This window comes from Lachnoclostridium phocaeense (assembly GCF_959599685.1).
Lineage (GTDB): Bacteria > Bacillota > Clostridia > Lachnospirales > Lachnospiraceae > Claveliimonas > Claveliimonas monacensis.
On record NZ_CAUGIN010000011.1, the window covers coordinates 32832 to 48712 of the forward strand.

Sequence of the window (15881 nt, forward strand, 5' to 3'; positions counted from 1 at the left end):
GTTTTGCACCAGAGTTAGTTGTTTCTAATCGAATAGGAGATGAAGGAGGAAAAATGTGCTATGAGAATTGCTTTTGCAGGAAATCCTAACAGCGGAAAGACAACCATGTACAATGCGCTGACAGGCAGAAACGAGCGCGTTGGAAACTGGGCAGGTGTTACGGTGGAGCGAAAGGAGAGTCCGATCAAGAAGGCTTATTATGGCGGAGCAGAAGAACTGGTTGCAGTGGATCTGCCGGGAGCCTACTCCATGTCACCCTTTACTTCAGAGGAGAGTATCACAAGCGGGTATGTAAAAAACGAACATCCTGACGTGATCATCAACATTGTGGATGCCACAAACCTGAGCCGGAGTTTGTTCTTCACGACCCAGCTGCTTGAGCTTGACGTTCCGGTGGTGGTAGCGCTGAACAAGAGTGATCTCACCGAAAAGAAGGGAACAAAGATCGATGAAAAACTTTTGTCCGAGAAACTGGGTTGCCCGGTCATCAAGACTATATCCACCGCCTCAGGACATGAGGATCTGAAGGAAGTTTTGGCCCAGGCCGTAGCTCTTAAGGGGATGGGACAGGATGCTCCCTATGTGCAGGCAGACATCGATCTGAAAGATAAAGCTGAGGTGGAGGCTGCAGACAGAAAGAGATTCGCGTTTGTGGGAGGCATCGTCAAGCAGGTAGAGCAGAGGAAGGTCTTTACAAAAGATAAGAATTTCCAGGATAAGATTGACAGTGTGATCACCCACAAGATCATTGGTATCCCGATCTTTGCAGCTATCATTTTCCTTGTGTTTTACATATCACAGACAACTCTTGGCACATGGATCGCGGACTGGCTGGTGGCCTGGATCGAGACGTTCCAGGCGTGGGTCGGTGGACTGATGGAAAATGCCAATCCGCTGCTGTACGCCATCCTGGTTGACGGCATTATCGGCGGTGTCGGCGCGGTAGTCGGCTTCCTGCCGCTGGTTATGGTCATGTACTTCCTTATTGCGCTTCTTGAGGACTGTGGTTATATGGCCCGTGCAACCGTTGTGCTGGATCCTATTTTCAAGAGAGTGGGTCTTTCCGGGAAATCTGTCATTCCTATGGTGATCGGTACCGGATGTGCCATCCCGGGCGTTATGGCTTCCAGAACGATCCGAAATGAGAGGGAGCGCAGGACAACAGCTATGCTCACGCCCTTTATGCCCTGCGGCGCCAAGATTCCCGTCATTGCCCTGTTCGCGGGAGCGTTCTTCGCAGACGCATGGTGGGTGTCAGCTACCATGTACCTGGTAGGGATCGTGCTGGTTCTGCTGGGAGCCCTGCTCGTAAAGAGGATCACCGGACAGAAATACCGTAAATCATTCTTTATCATCGAGCTTCCGGAGTATAAACTTCCCAGCTTAAAGAGAGCGTGCGTATCTATGCTTGAGCGCGGAAAAGCGTACATTATAAAAGCCGGAACCATTATACTGGTGTGCAATACGGTGGTACAGATCATGCAGAGCTTCAACTGGCAGTTCCAGCTTGTGGCAGAGGGCGCAGAAAGCACCTCAATCCTTGCCAGCATTGCGCATCCGATCTCTATCCTGTTTATCCCCCTGGGATTTGGTGTGTGGCAGCTTGCGGCCGCGGCCGTTACAGGATTTATCGCAAAAGAGAATGTGGTGGGAACGCTTGCTGTTGTGTACGGCGTCACCAACCTGATCGATACCGAGGAGCTGGCCCTGGTAGGCAGTGGAAACGAAGTGGCGACTGTTATGGGACTGACTAAAGTGGCAGCTCTGGCTTACCTGATGTTCAATCTCTATACACCGCCCTGCTTTGCGGCTCTCGGTGCTATGAACTCTGAGATGAAGAGTGGAAAATGGCTGTTTGGCGGCATCTGCCTTCAGCTGGCTACAGGCTACACGGTGGCTTTTGCCGTATACCAGATCGGCACACTCATTACAACCGGATCCCTTGGAACAGCCTTTGCTCCGGGAATGATCGCGGTCCTTGTGTTCGCGCTGATCATTATATGGAGAATTCGCAAATCTGACCAGGAGTTTGCGGCAGAATACAGCCTACACACCGCATGATCAGCTTGCGGATGACAAAAAAGGCAGTGGACAGAGTTGACTAGACTTTGTTCACTGCCTATATTAAGAACTGGAAGAAAGGATGGTGTGTGGAGTATTATGGCAGATATCATTGCTCTGATCGTCATTGCGGCGATCGTCGCAGCTGCGGTTGCATATATGGTAAAGGCGAAAAAGAGCGGCGCAAAATGCATTGGATGTCCCGCCGGAGGAAGCTGCCCAAGCGGCGGTAAAATGCCGAAGAAGAACCTGGACGGCCATGTGATCGGCAGAAAGACTATGAGGATATCGGGCATGCACTGCCAGCACTGCGCAGTGGCTGTAACCCAGGCACTGAATCAGATCGATGGAGTCCGGGCAGAGGTTGACCCTGTAAAGGGGAGGGCAAATATTGCCTTTGACAGACAGATCGATGAAGACATTCTAAAGAGTGCAGTGGAAAAAGCCGGGTATCATGTGACAGGCATCTCTTAGTACTTACTTTGCTGTAGGAGGAGTCAGCGTGGACAAAGAAAAAGAACGTATTATTGCCAAATTGAAAGCCAACGGCTGCAGGATTACCAAGCAGCGCATGGAGCTTCTGGATATTATCATGGAGAACCGCTGCTCCAGCTGCAAGGAGATTTTTTACCGTGCGTCAAAGGAGGATGAGTCCATAGGGATTGCCACTGTATATCGCATGGTGAATGCCCTGGAAGAGATCGGCGTGCTCAGCAGAAGGATCGTCTATGAGCCGGAAGAGCCGGGAAAGTGATAAGTTTTATCGTTAATCCTACTTAGAATTGACTAACTGGCTGCCTGAAAACTATCATAATTTATATCAACTCAGTATATTAGCAAAGGTAAGGGAGTGATGAAGATGAAATCCCATAAATTCTGGGCATGGATGATGGCATTCTGCTGCGTCATGCTGTTCTATACTGGTTATAAACACAAATAAGGAGGCAGAAGAGATGTTTGAGATTTCTAAATGTTTAAAATGCGGCAAAGGCCTTGGAATTTTTGCAGGAGGTGTACTGTTTGGCACCGCTGGCGTAAAGATCCTTGCAAGCAAGGATGCGAAAAATGTATACACAAAGTGCACAGCGGCTGTTCTGCGAGCTAAGGAGAGCGTTATGACGACAGTGACTACTGTGCAGGAAAATGCGGAAGATATCCTGGCTGAGGCAAAACAGATCAATGAGGACCGCGAAAAGGAAGAGGCGGCCTGTGTGCAGGAGGATGCAGAAGCTGCATCTGAAGAAAACTAGAACATAAGACCGAGAAGTCTGAAATAGAGAGGAGAAGGCGGAGCCCCACCGACAGATGGCTCCGCCTTCTCCTTATGAAAAATGGAGGGATCAAAGTTGAAATACAGGATCAGACACGAGATAAGAGGGCGCATCCGCCTGCATATGGAGCAGAGACGGATGACCTGCAAAGAGGCGGATACACTTCTCTACTTTTTGGAGACGCTGCCCGGTGTGACCTCTGCCAGAGTCTATGAACAGACGGGGGATGCGGTGGTGTGCTATAGCGGGGAAAGAGAAGATATACTCCGGGCTCTGCGGTCTTTTCAGTATAGAAATGTACATGTGCCGGACAATGTGCTGGAAAATTCCGGGAGGGAGCTGAACAGGATCTACCGGGAGAAGCTGATCGGGAGGACGCTGTTCCATTTTGGCAAGAAATTTCTCCCCTTTCCGGTCCGGGCTGCCTACACAGGGTGCAGGTCTGTCAGGTATCTCGCAAAAGGACTGAAAAGTCTCTCGAGAGGGAAACTGGAGGTGGAAGTGCTGGATGCGGCGGCCATAGCAGTCTCCGTCCTGCGAGCAGATTTTGACACGGCGGGCTCTGTCATGTATCTGCTCGGAGTCGGGGAGATACTGGAAGAGTGGACGCACAAAAAGTCAGTGGGAGATCTGGCCAGGAGTATGTCGCTGCAGGTTAAAAAAGTGTGGCTGAAGACAAAAGAGCAGGAAGTGCTTGTCCCTGCCTCAGTTGTCAGGACCGGCGATGAAGTGGTGGTACATATGGGAAATGTCATTCCCTTTGACGGTATTGTGACTTCCGGGGAAGCCATGGTAAACCAGGCTTCCATGACCGGGGAGTCCATGCCTGTAAAAAAGGAGAAGGACAGCTATGTGTACGCGGGCACCGTGCTTGAGGAGGGGGAGATCACTGTGCAGGTGAAGCAGACGTCCGGCACCACCAGATTTGAAAAGATCGTCACCATGATCGAGGAGTCTGAGAAGATGAAATCCGGCCTTGAGAGCAAGGCCGAAAGCCTGGCGGACCGCCTTGTACCCTATACACTTGCAGGCACCATCCTTACCTGGCTGACCACGAGAAATATGACCAAAGCTCTGGCGGTCCTTATGGTCGATTTCTCCTGCGCGCTGAAGCTGGCCATGCCTATCGCTGTTCTGTCTGCCATTCGGGAGGCGGGCGCTTTCGGGATCACGGTCAAAGGCGGACGATTTATGGAGGCAGTGGCAGAGGCCGATACCATTGTGTTTGATAAGACAGGCACGCTGACGAAGGCGAAGCCTACGGTGAAGGAAGTGGTGACTTTCAATGGGAGAACACCCCGGGAGATGCTGCGGATCGCCGCCTGCCTTGAGGAGCATTTCCCTCATTCCATGGCAAAGGCAGTGGTGACAGCTGCGAAGAAGCAGGGGCTTGACCACGAGGAGATGCATTCAAAGGTGAATTACATAGTGGCTCACGGCATTTCTTCCTATATAAAAGACAAAAAAGTGGTTATCGGCAGTTATCATTTTGTGTTTGAGGATGAAAAATGCCGGATACTTCCGGAATTTCAGGAAAAGTTCCAGCAGCTCTCAGAGGCGTATTCCCACCTCTATCTGGCTATAGACAATGTGCTGGCCGCGGTGATCTGCATAGAAGATCCCCTGCGGGAGGAAGCGCCGGAAGTGATCCGGGGACTGCGGAAAGCAGGATTTAAGAAGATCGTTATGATGACGGGGGACAGCGAAAAAACTGCCGCTGCCATTGCAAGGAGAGTGGGAGTGGACCAGTATTATGCAGAGGTTCTGCCGGAGGACAAAGCCAGGTTTGTGGAGGAGGAGAAAAGGAAAGGCCGCAAAGTGGTCATGACCGGGGACGGCATCAACGATTCACCGGCCCTCTCCGCAGCGGATGCCGGGATCGCCATCAGCGACGGGGCAGAGATCGCCAGGGAGATCGCAGATATTACCATCGAGGGCCATGATCTTTACGAGATCGTCACACTGAAACAGCTGAGCAGCCTGCTTATGGGACGGATCCAGAAGAATTACCGCTCCATCGTGGGAATCAATACAGCGCTCATCTGCCTGGGCGTGGCCGGCGTGATCCAGCCTACTACATCTGCTCTGCTGCACAATACATCCACACTTGTTATCAGCCTGAAAAGCATGCAGGACCTGATGAGGTAAAAGAATCTGGAAAGCTCATGGAAACTGTGGTATGATATCAGTTACGGATAAAACGAAACGGGAGTATCACCAAAGCTAAAGGAGAAAACATGAGCATATATGAGACATTAAATGAGCAGCAGCGGGAGGCTGTTTATCACACAGAAGGCCCCCTTCTCATCCTGGCCGGAGCGGGATCGGGGAAGACCCGGGTCCTGACCCACAGGATCGCCTATCTGATTGAAGAGAAGGGGATAAATCCCTGGAATATCCTGGCCATCACCTTCACCAACAAGGCTGCCGGGGAGATGCGCGAGAGGGTGGACAACATTGTGGGGTTTGGCTCAGAGAGCATCTGGGTCAGCACATTTCACTCCACCTGCGTGCGCATCCTGCGCAGGCACATAGACCGTCTGGGCTATGACACCAATTTTACAATCTACGACACAGATGACCAGAAGACACTGATGAGAGACATCTGCAAATACCTGCAGATCGACACAAAGATCTACCGGGAGAGGAATCTGCTGGCCGCTATCTCCGCCGCCAAGAACGAGATGATCTCCCCAAAAGAGTTCCGGCTCCGGGCAGAAGGAGATTTCTCCAGGCAGAAGATCGCCACTGTATATGAGGAGTATGAAAAGCAGATGCAGGCCAACAACGCACTTGATTTTGACGATCTCCTTGTAAAAGCCGTGCAGCTTCTGAAGACCCAGCCGGATGTGCTGGACTATTACCAGGAGCGCTTCCGCTATATCATGGTGGATGAGTATCAGGATACAAACAACGTCCAGTTCCAGTTTGTCAGCACCCTGGCGTCAAAATACAGAAACCTCTGTGTGGTGGGAGATGACGATCAGTCCATCTACAAATTCCGAGGCGCGGACATCCGGAATATCCTCAATTTTGAGAATGTGTTTGAGGATGCCAGGGTCATCAAACTGGAGCAGAATTACCGGTCCACCAGCACGATCCTGGATGCGGCCAATGCAGTCATCCGCAACAACAGGGGACGGAAGGACAAGACCCTCTGGACAGACAACGGTCAGGGGGAGAAGATAGAATTCAGGCAGTTTGACACCGGGTATGATGAGGCGGAGTATATTGTGGGCGAGATCCGCGGCAGCGTGGACAGAGGGGACTGTACATACAGTGACAATGCTGTTCTCTACCGGACCAACGCCCAGTCCCGACTTTTTGAGGAGAAGCTTGTCTCAGCCAATATTCCCTACAAACTGGTAGGGGGCGTCAACTTCTACGCCAGAAAGGAGATCAAGGATCTTCTGGCCTATCTGAAAACCATAGACAATGCCAGAGATGATCTGGCTGTGCGCCGGATCATCAATGTTCCCAAGCGGGGGATCGGCCTGACCAGTGTGAATCGGGTACAGGAGTATGCCCTCCAAAGAGGGATCAGTTTTTATGAGGCCGTCCTGGCGGCGGATCTGATTCCCGGCATTGGCAGAGGCCTTGCAAAGATCGAGTCCTTTGCAGCTCTTATAGAGCATTTCAGACAGGAGGCAGATCAGAAGAGCATTCTGGAGCTGCTGGAAGATGTGATCGAGATGACGGGATATATCGAAGAGCTGAAGACAGAGGGAGAGATCGAGGCGGAGGCCAGGATCGAAAACATCGACGAGCTGAAAAACAAGGCGGCGGACTATGAGGAGAGCTGCCGTGAGCGGGGCGAGGCACCTACTCTCGGGGGCTTTCTGGAGGAGGTTGCCCTTGTAGCGGACATTGACAGCCTGGACGAGGACAGTGACTATGTAGTCCTTATGACGCTGCACAGTGCCAAGGGGCTTGAATTTCCCCGTGTATACCTGGCGGGAATGGAAGACGGCCTATTCCCCAGCTATATGACCATTACCTCTGACAGCCCGGAGGAGCTGGAGGAGGAGAGGCGCCTCTGTTACGTGGGGATTACGAGGGCTATGAAGCAGCTTACTTTGACCTGTGCCAGAAGACGGATGGTGCGGGGAGAGACCCAGTACAACAAAATGTCCCGCTTTTTGAAGGAGATCCCCATGGACCTGCTCTCCACAGGCATGAAGTTTGACAAGGAAGAGAAGGAGGAGGAGACCTCCAGGCAGTCTTCCTGGCAGCAGGCAAGGCAGGCGTTTCACACAAAAGCATTTTCCTCCCCCAGACCTGTACAGCAGTTTAAAGTGGCAGGGGGGACCGGACCGGGTTATGATGTGGGAGACCGGGTGCGCCATGTGAAATTTGGCGAGGGACTTGTGACCGCTATCGTGGAGGGCGGCCGGGACTACGAAGTGACGGTGGAATTTGACAAAGCCGGGACAAAAAAGATGTTTGCGGCGTTTGCAAAATTGCAGAAAATATAATCTGTCCAGCACAATAAAAAATGATTTATCAGAAAATTTCCTACAAAAATAAGTAGTAATATGAACCGGAAGGTGTTATAATAATGCCAACGAATTATACTTGCAGGACAAACTGAAGAAAGGATGTGTGGGAAATATGAGCAAGGTAGAAGATATTATTGCAGCTTCAAAGCTGAACGAACTGATCCGTAAAAAAGATGAGGACGATAAGACATGCAGAACAGTGCTCTGGGTGCTGGCGATCGTTGGAGCTATCGCAGCAGTGGCAGCAATCGCATACGCAGTATATTGTTTCTTTACCCCGGATTATCTGGAGGATTTCGAAGAAGATTTTGACGATGATTTCGATGACGACTTCTTTAACGAAGATGATCAGGTATAAGATCGGGACAAAAAGAAAGAGACAGGACAGCGCAATGTTCTGTCTTTCTTTTTGCCCGGGGATGGGCAGGAAGCGAAGAAGAATAAGAGGAGTTTTGAGCAGATGAAAAAAGGACAGATACTGGAAGGAACTGTTGAAAAGATAGATTACCCCAATAAAGGGCGTGTAAAGGTGGAAGGTGCGGACCGCACTGTGACAGTCAAAAACGCCATTCCGGGGCAGGAGGTCAGGATTTCTGTTAATAAAATCCGAAAAGGCAGGGCGGAAGGAAGAGTGCTGGAAGTGCTGAAGCCGTCTCCCCTTGAGATTCCATCCGCCTGTCCGCATTTTGGGCAGTGCGGCGGCTGTACCTACCAGACGCTTCCCTATGAGGAGCAGCTGAAGCTGAAGGAGTCCCAGGTCAGGGGGCTGCTGGATGAAGCCATCAAGAAAGGCGGCGGCAGGGAGTACCAGTGGGACAGGATCAAGGCCAGCCCCCTGACAGAGGCCTACCGGAACAAGATGGAGTTTACATTCGGGGATGAATACAAGGATGGACCTATGTCCCTCGGCATGCATAAAAGAGGGAGCTTTCATGATATTGTGAATGTCAGCGAGTGCCAGATCGTGGACGAGGATTTCCGCACAGTCCTGTCGGCTACCCTTGTCTTTGCCCGGGAGGCAGGCCTTTCCTATTATCACCGCATGCGCCATGAGGGCTTTTTCCGCCATCTCCTGGTGCGCAAGGCGGCAAAGACCGGCGAGATCCTCATCGACCTTGTGACAACCACACAGAACAGCCTGGATCTTGTCCCCTGGGCGGACAGGCTGCTGGATCTTGAAAAGAAGGGGCAGATCAAAGGGCACATTGCAGGCATACTCCACACCTCCAATGACAGCCTGGCTGATGTGGTGAAAGATGAGGGAACCAAGGTTCTCTATGGTCAGGACTATTTTTACGAGGAACTTCTGGGCCTTCGGTTTAAGATCACCCCGTTTTCCTTCTTCCAGACCAATTCCCTGGGGGCGGAAGTGCTGTATGAGGCTGCCAGAAGCTATATCGGAGATACAAAAGACAAGGTCATCTTTGATCTCTACAGCGGCACCGGAACCATTGCCCAGATCCTGGCGCCTGTGGCCAGAAAGGTTACAGGCGTGGAGATCGTAGAGGAAGCTGTGGAGGCGGCCCGGGAAAATGCCCGCCTGAACGGTCTTGAAAACTGTACTTTCTGGGCTGGGGATGTGCTGAAAGTCATTGACGAGCTGGGGGAAGTGCCGGATCTCATTGTCCTGGATCCGCCCCGGGACGGTGTACACCCGAAAGCCCTGGAGAAGATCATTGGCTTTGGCGTGGAGAAGATGGTCTATATTGCCTGCAAGCCCACCAGCCTGGCCAGAGACCTGGAGACACTGCAGGCCAGAGGGTACCAGGTGGAGCGGGCCGGGTGCATCGATCTCTTCCCGGGAACTGTACATGTAGAGGCGGTGGCTCTGCTGTCGAAAAAAGATAAATAGGTGCCGGAAAGCAGTGCGTTTCCATCCCGGATATCCATCTCGATTTTCTTTACGAATGCCCTTTTTGGCCCGCAATATGATACAATCGGTTTAAACGATTAAACGAAGGGAAGATTTAAGATGGATATGATTAAAATGATGGAAGAGCGTCACAGCGTACGCCAGTATGAGGAGAAGAAGATCGAACCGGAGAAGAGAGAAGCTCTGCAGAAAGAAATCGACGCGATCAATAAAGAAAGCGGCCTTCATATACAGATCCTTTTTGACGAGCCGAAGTGCTTTGATTCCATGATGGCGCATTACGGCAAGTTTACAGGGGTGCAGAACTACATTGCTCTTGTCGGACCTAAGGGAGCGGCCCTGGATGAAACATGTGGTTACTATGGAGAAAGACTGGTCCTTCTTGCCCAGTCGCTGGGGTTAAATACCTGCTGGGTGGCGATGACCCACGGCAAAAGTGCTGCCAAAATCACAGCCGGAGAGAAGCAGGCGTGTCTGATCGCCCTGGGATATGGGAAAAATCAGGGCGTCCCGCATAAAAGTAAACCGATTGCAGATGTGACAAAGACAGGCGGAACTATGCCCGACTGGTTCAAAAAAGGAATGGACGCTGTCATGCTTGCTCCGACGGCCATGAACCAGCAGAAATTTGTTTTTGAGCTTAACGGGGACAATGTATCTGTAAAAGTGTCTGGTTTTGGTTTCTATGCAAAGATGGATCTTGGGATCGTCAGATACCACTTTGAAGCAGCGACCGGAAAGAGGGTAGGTTAATGAAAGGTGAAAGCGAGATAAAAAAGCTGGCGGAAGAATTCGTGGCCTGCAAGGATATTCTCATGGCTGTTGGCGATGAGAACCGCCTGCATCTGATGATCGAGATGATGCAGATGGGAAACTGCAGCGGCGTGCGTGTGGGGGACATTACGGAAAAGACACATCTGTCAAGACCGGCGGTGTCCCATCATCTCCAGATCCTGAAGGCCGCCGGCATCCTGAGCGTGCGCAAGGAAGGAACAAAAAATTACTACTATTTTGACTCGGATCTTGCATCCATGAAGCGGCTCATCAGAGCACTTCAGATGGCAGTGGACATTGCTTCAGAGCTTCCGGACAGGAGTGAAATGTAGCGACAAAATGCTGAGTTTGCAGCGGCGATTGAATGAAGAATTCAGAAAACTATTGACGGGCATACATGCATGAGGTAAGATGTTGGCTACATTTTGTACTAAGTATATAGAGTTATAGGCAGTTTTTTACTATGAATAGGTAGGAACAGAAATGTTTCTGCCTTTTTTATTTTACAGGAAAGTCTGGAGGACTAAATAGAATGCAGAAAAAGATGTGGAGGCACTTTGTGGCTGCCGGGGTGAAGATCGAATGTACTGTAGAGCATACCGGCTATACATGGACGGGAGAAGGAGACGTGCTGAGACCGGAGTACGGGGAGGAGACGGCCTTTAAGATGGAGTTTTCCATGAGAGAAGAGTCCGGGAAAGTATAGATAAAAACAGATCATGTGGCCGAATGTGTCAGTACGCCACTTTCTCTTTTTTTCTTTGCCCTTTATAATTTTATTAGAAAAAAGAGAATGAGGTGCAGAAGATATGGATGAGATGATCAGATTATACGGATACATGTGGAATGTAGAGGGGGCAGCGGAAAAGCTGTGCAAAGTAGTGGTAATTCTTTTGTTTGGAGTCTGGCTGTGTGCAGCAGCAGGAAGTCTGGAGGACTCCGGTGCAGATGCATTTGGATACAGCGTGTCTGGCGGTTTTGCTCAGAGCCGGACTGAAGCAGGAGGAGAGCTGGGAGTGGCTTTGCCGGAAGTTTCCAAAGGCATTTTTCCTGCTGTCCCCGCGCCCACCCCGGCTCCTGCCGCGGACATGGGAACACGGGAGGGGACGGCAGACATAGTGTCCACGGCTATACCGGTGATTGCCCCGGCAGAAAGCAGTGCCATCGCATCTGTGATCCCTGGTGGGGTGGATCTGGCGGAAGAGCAGGAAGAGGCCGGAGCCCTGCCGGCTATGCTGACCATTCACCTGTATGGAAATGGAGGCAGTCCGGCTGCGGTGACTGTCACAGAGCAGGCGAATGCCTTCTCAGCTGAGAACTGGAGTATTCCCCAGAGGCCTGGAAAGGTGTTTGATGGCTGGTATCTGGATGCGGCGTGTACCAGGCCTTTTGAAGGAGTGGAAGAGGGGACAGACGTTCTGGAACTGTACGCAGGCTGGAGAGAGTTGGAAGGATTTGTGTCTGATGATGCAGGACATATTCTTTCCTGCGCGCCAGATCTGGCCATAGTGGATGGGACTTTGGTTTTGCCCAGCAATTCTGCCTGTACGGGAATCGAGGCGGGAGCCCTTGCGGATGTGGCTGACCAGGTGGTAGAGATCTATATTCCTGCCAATATTCGGTATATTGCCCCGGGAGCTTTTGACAGTCTGCCGAATCTGATGTACATTGAAGCAGAGGCCGGAAATCCCAATTACTACAGTGCAAACGGAATTCTGTATACATCGGAAGGGGAGATTGCTGCCTGCCCGGCGTGGTATATGGAGGAGTAAACTGATGAGAATCAGAAAAAGGATGGATTCGGCCATCCTTTTTTCTGTGAAAGGGAAGAATAAGTATAAGTTATTGAAACTCGAATGTTTGTTCTGTACTTTGTTTTCGCATTCTGCTATAATAGCGGGAGAGAGAAAAAATGTCCACTATTATATAGGTATATTAGCCAAAGTGGGAAAAATAGAAGAAGATAAATTGTATAAAATAGAAGTTTGTCGTATTATAGCATCAGAAAATGATATCATTAAGCCAGAGATGGAGCAGGCAGTGTGGAATACAGTGATAACAGGAGAGAAAAGAAAGTGTTTTAAATAAATTGAGTCATTTTTGCGATAAAGAAACAGCGAGATTATTGGAAGAAAACAATGGACGTCCTGTTTATCCCCTTAAAGGAGTTCCGGCAGACAAAATAGATTTTTACCAGAAAAGTATTTTGGCAAAATGTAAATTGATAAGACCGGCATATATGCCAATAGCGGAAGTGGTGGATTATGAAAATAAAAAGTTTATAGTTCTGTGGTGTCCGGGAGGAGACAGTAGACCATATTCCTCACCTAAGACAATGGCGAAAGATAACAAAGAGCGTATTCATTATATCCGAAAAATGTCGAATACAGTGGAGCCGTCAGATGATGAAGAAAAAGACTTATTTAATCTTGCTAACAGGATACCTTTCGATGATCGTGTAAATCATCAGGCAGATATTTCTGATTTGAACATTACACTTATCCAAAACTATTTAAAAGAAGTAAAAAGTTCTTTGTACGAAAAGTCAAAGACAGGGGACTTTGTTGAAGTGTGTAATGATATGAACATAATCTGTAATCTTCCGGAATATGCGAAACCTAAAAATGTAGGGCTGATGTTTTTAGTATGGAGCCGGATAAGGTTTTCCCTTACACGCAGATAGATGTTGTTCAATTTCCTGAAGGGCTAGGAGGAGATAATATTATAGAACAGACATTTAAAGGCCCCATTCATCAGCAACTTAGGGAGGCATTGCGGTATATCATCGAGCTTATGATGAGCGTGAACCAATAGAAGTGAGAGTGGAAAATGATAAAATAGAAATTGTGAGTTTTCCCGGACCTGACCGATCTGTAACATTGGAAGGACTGAAGTCATACCATGTATCCAACCGGCGGTACAGAAATCGGAGAATTGGTGATTTCCTGAAAGAGCTTCATTTGACAGAGGGAAGAAATACCGGATTTAAGAAAATATTGGATGCGTTAGAAGCGAATGGTTCGCCTAAACCTGAATTTGAGACAGATGAGGCGAGAAGTTATTTCATTTCCAGATTCTATATCCACGAGGGATTCCAGGATGTACCCCAAAAAGAGCTGAAAAGGAGCCGAAAAGGAGCTGAAAAAGGTGCTGGAAGAAAACGGGCAATACTAAAACTTTTGTCAGAGAATCCAACAATGACCCAAACAGAGCTTACAGAAGAATTAGAATTAACCAGAAAGCAGATGCAAACGGACATTAAGGAATTGAAGAATGAAGGTACTCTAGTACGGAAAGGTTCTAATAGAAATGGCTATTGGATTGTAAATAGAGTGGATTAATCATTTATAAATAGAGGTTATTTTTATCATGGATCATTTTGAATTGGTATCAGAATACAAACCCACCGGCGACCAGCCCCAGGCGATCGCCGATCTTGTCAAAGGTTTCAAGGAAGGCAACCAGTGCCAGACCCTTCTGGGTGTCACTGGTTCAGGAAAAACCTTTACGATGGCGAATGTCATCCAGCAACTGAATAAACCTACACTAATCATCGCGCACAATAAGACCCTGGCGGCACAGCTCTATGGCGAGTTCAAGGAATTCTTTCCGAACAATGCCGTAGAGTATTTCGTCTCCTACTACGACTACTACCAGCCGGAGGCCTACGTCCCCTCATCGGACACCTACATCGCCAAGGACTCCTCCATCAACGAGGAGATCGATAAGCTGCGGCTGTCGGCCACCGCTTCCCTGGTGGAGAGAAAAGACGTGATCGTGGTGGCCAGCGTGTCCTGTATCTACGGTCTGGGCGAGCCTCAGAATTTTGAGAAGATGATGGTTTCCCTGCGGCCGGGAATGGAGAAGGATCGGGATGAGGTGCTGCGGCAGCTCATTGATATCCAATACGAGAGGAATGAGATGGACTTCAAGAGAGGTACGTTCCGGGTGCGGGGCGACGTGCTGGAGATCATTCCGGCCAACGAGGCGGATACAGCTGTGAGGGTGGAATTCTTTGGAGATGAGATTGACCGCATCACTCAGATCGACGTGCTCACAGGAGAAATCAAAGGGGAGCTGGAGCATGTGGCCATCTTTCCGGCGTCCCACTATGTAGTGCCGGCGGAGCAGATCCGGCGGGCTGCGGATGCCATTGAAAAAGAGCTGGAAGAACGGGTTCAGTATTTTAAGAGCGAGGACAAGCTGCTGGAGGCTCAGAGGATCGCGGAGAGGACCAATTTTGATGTGGAGATGCTCAAGGAGACAGGATTTTGCTCCGGTATCGAGAACTATTCCAGGCATTTGTCCGGGCTGGCACCGGGACAGCCGCCCTACACACTGATGGATTTCTTTAAAGATGATTTCCTGATCATCATCGACGAGTCCCACAAGACCATTCCCCAGATCGGGGCCATGTATCACGGCGATCAGTCCAGGAAGCGGACCCTTGTGGAGTACGGGTTCCGTCTTCCTTCAGCGCTGGACAACAGGCCTTTAAGTTTTAATGAGTTTGAGGAGCGGATCGACCAGATCATGTTCGTGTCTGCCACACCGGGAGAGTACGAGGCAGACCATGAGCTTCTGCGGGCGGAACAGGTGATCCGTCCTACCGGGCTGCTGGATCCTGAGGTGGAAGTGCGCCCTGTGGAAGGCCAGATTGATGACCTGGTGGCTGAGGTTAAGAAAGAAATTGAGAAAAAGAACAAGATCCTGATCACCACGCTGACTAAACGGATGGCGGAGGATCTGACGGACTATATGAAAGAGCTGGGGATACGGGTGCGGTATCTCCATTCAGATATTGACACGCTGGAGAGAACAGAGATTGTTCGGGATATGCGTCTGGATGTCTTTGACGTGCTTGTGGGCATCAATCTTCTGAGAGAGGGACTGGACATACCGGAGATCACACTGGTTGCGATCCTGGATGCGGATAAAGAAGGCTTCCTTCGATCCGAGACATCTCTCATTCAGACCATCGGGCGGGCTGCCAGAAATGCGCAGGGCCATGTGATCATGTATGCAGACACGATCACAGACTCTATGCGCCAGGCTATGGATGAGACCCAGAGAAGGCGCCAGATCCAGATGGCTTACAACGAAGAACACGGCATTACGCCTACTACCATCCAGAAATCAGTTCGGGATCTGATCAGCATCTCAAAGAAGGTAGCGGCAGAGGAGATGCGCATGGAGAAAGATCCGGAGTCCATGAGCAGGAAAGAACTGGAGAAGCTGATCAAAGAGCTGGAAAAGCAGATGCGCAGGGCAGCCGCGGATCTGAATTTCGAGGCGGCAGCAGAGCTGCGTGACAAGATGACTGAGCTGAAAAAGCAGCTTCAGGATATGGACGATGAATAAAAGTATGTATAAAATATCGCCTGTGAGCAGAGCATAAGATAA

The 15881-nt window shown here is 50.0% G+C and carries 16 protein-coding genes; all 16 read left to right on the forward strand.

The genetic code is table 11. From position 1 onward, the window contains the following. Positions 1–60 precede the first annotated feature (60 nt). The 16 genes from feoB to uvrB all read left to right on the forward strand — a co-directional run bounded on the left by feoB (position 61) and on the right by uvrB (position 15839). On the forward strand, positions 61–2061 hold the full coding sequence (gene feoB / locus Q5911_RS06795) for a ferrous iron transport protein B (RefSeq protein WP_303181923.1): 2001 nt from the start codon (positions 61–63) through the stop codon (positions 2059–2061). A 99-nt stretch (positions 2062–2160) separates the two neighbouring features. Then, entirely contained in the window at positions 2161–2535 is a 375-nt protein-coding gene (locus tag Q5911_RS06800) for a heavy-metal-associated domain-containing protein (protein WP_303181924.1), read from the forward strand. Positions 2536–2563: 28 nt separating this feature from the next. Beyond that, positions 2564–2815 (forward strand): Fur family transcriptional regulator, encoded by a 252-nt coding sequence (locus Q5911_RS06805; protein ID WP_076776853.1) that lies wholly within the window; start codon positions 2564–2566, stop codon positions 2813–2815. A 199-nt stretch (positions 2816–3014) separates the two neighbouring features. Continuing rightward, positions 3015–3311: a DUF6110 family protein gene (locus tag Q5911_RS06810; RefSeq protein ID WP_226394615.1), complete on the forward strand. Its 297-nt coding sequence runs from the start codon at positions 3015–3017 to the stop codon at positions 3309–3311. Positions 3312–3407: 96 nt separating this feature from the next. Then, positions 3408–5480, forward strand: coding sequence for a heavy metal translocating P-type ATPase (locus Q5911_RS06815; RefSeq protein ID WP_076776857.1), 2073 nt, complete (start codon positions 3408–3410; stop codon positions 5478–5480). A gap of 89 nt (positions 5481–5569) precedes the next feature. After that, positions 5570–7807: a DNA helicase PcrA gene (gene pcrA / locus Q5911_RS06820; RefSeq protein WP_303181926.1), complete on the forward strand. Its 2238-nt coding sequence runs from the start codon at positions 5570–5572 to the stop codon at positions 7805–7807. A 136-nt stretch (positions 7808–7943) separates the two neighbouring features. Beyond that, positions 7944–8189, forward strand: a complete 246-nt coding sequence (locus Q5911_RS06825; RefSeq protein WP_033126807.1) for a hypothetical protein — start codon at positions 7944–7946, stop codon at positions 8187–8189. Positions 8190–8291: 102 nt separating this feature from the next. Next, positions 8292–9683: a 23S rRNA (uracil(1939)-C(5))-methyltransferase RlmD gene (gene rlmD, locus Q5911_RS06830; RefSeq protein WP_303181929.1), complete on the forward strand. Its 1392-nt coding sequence runs from the start codon at positions 8292–8294 to the stop codon at positions 9681–9683. A 120-nt stretch (positions 9684–9803) separates the two neighbouring features. After that, entirely contained in the window at positions 9804–10457 is a 654-nt protein-coding gene (locus tag Q5911_RS06835) for a nitroreductase family protein (protein WP_076776862.1), read from the forward strand. Then, positions 10457–10810, forward strand: coding sequence for an ArsR/SmtB family transcription factor (locus tag Q5911_RS06840; RefSeq protein WP_076776863.1), 354 nt, complete (start codon positions 10457–10459; stop codon positions 10808–10810). The genes Q5911_RS06835 and Q5911_RS06840 overlap by 1 nt, the downstream gene beginning before the upstream one ends. A 200-nt stretch (positions 10811–11010) precedes the next feature. Beyond that, a complete protein-coding gene (locus tag Q5911_RS06845; protein WP_303181933.1) occupies positions 11011–11184 on the forward strand; it encodes a hypothetical protein in 174 nt (57 codons plus the stop codon). A gap of 103 nt (positions 11185–11287) precedes the next feature. Continuing rightward, on the forward strand, positions 11288–12250 hold the full coding sequence (locus Q5911_RS06850; protein WP_303181935.1) for an InlB B-repeat-containing protein: 963 nt from the start codon (positions 11288–11290) through the stop codon (positions 12248–12250). A 4-nt stretch (positions 12251–12254) separates the two neighbouring features. Next, entirely contained in the window at positions 12255–12566 is a 312-nt protein-coding gene (locus Q5911_RS06855) for a hypothetical protein (protein ID WP_076776866.1), read from the forward strand. A gap of 37 nt (positions 12567–12603) precedes the next feature. Continuing rightward, the gene (locus Q5911_RS06860; RefSeq protein ID WP_303181938.1) at positions 12604–13161 is read left to right on the forward strand and encodes an AlbA family DNA-binding domain-containing protein; all 558 of its coding nucleotides are present in this window, start codon (positions 12604–12606) and stop codon (positions 13159–13161) included. Between the two features lie 139 nt (positions 13162–13300). After that, positions 13301–13819, forward strand: a complete 519-nt coding sequence (locus tag Q5911_RS06865) for an ATP-binding protein (RefSeq protein ID WP_303181940.1) — start codon at positions 13301–13303, stop codon at positions 13817–13819. A gap of 28 nt (positions 13820–13847) precedes the next feature. Continuing rightward, a complete protein-coding gene (uvrB, locus tag Q5911_RS06870) occupies positions 13848–15839 on the forward strand; it encodes an excinuclease ABC subunit UvrB (protein WP_303181942.1) in 1992 nt (663 codons plus the stop codon). Positions 15840–15881 lie beyond the last annotated feature (42 nt).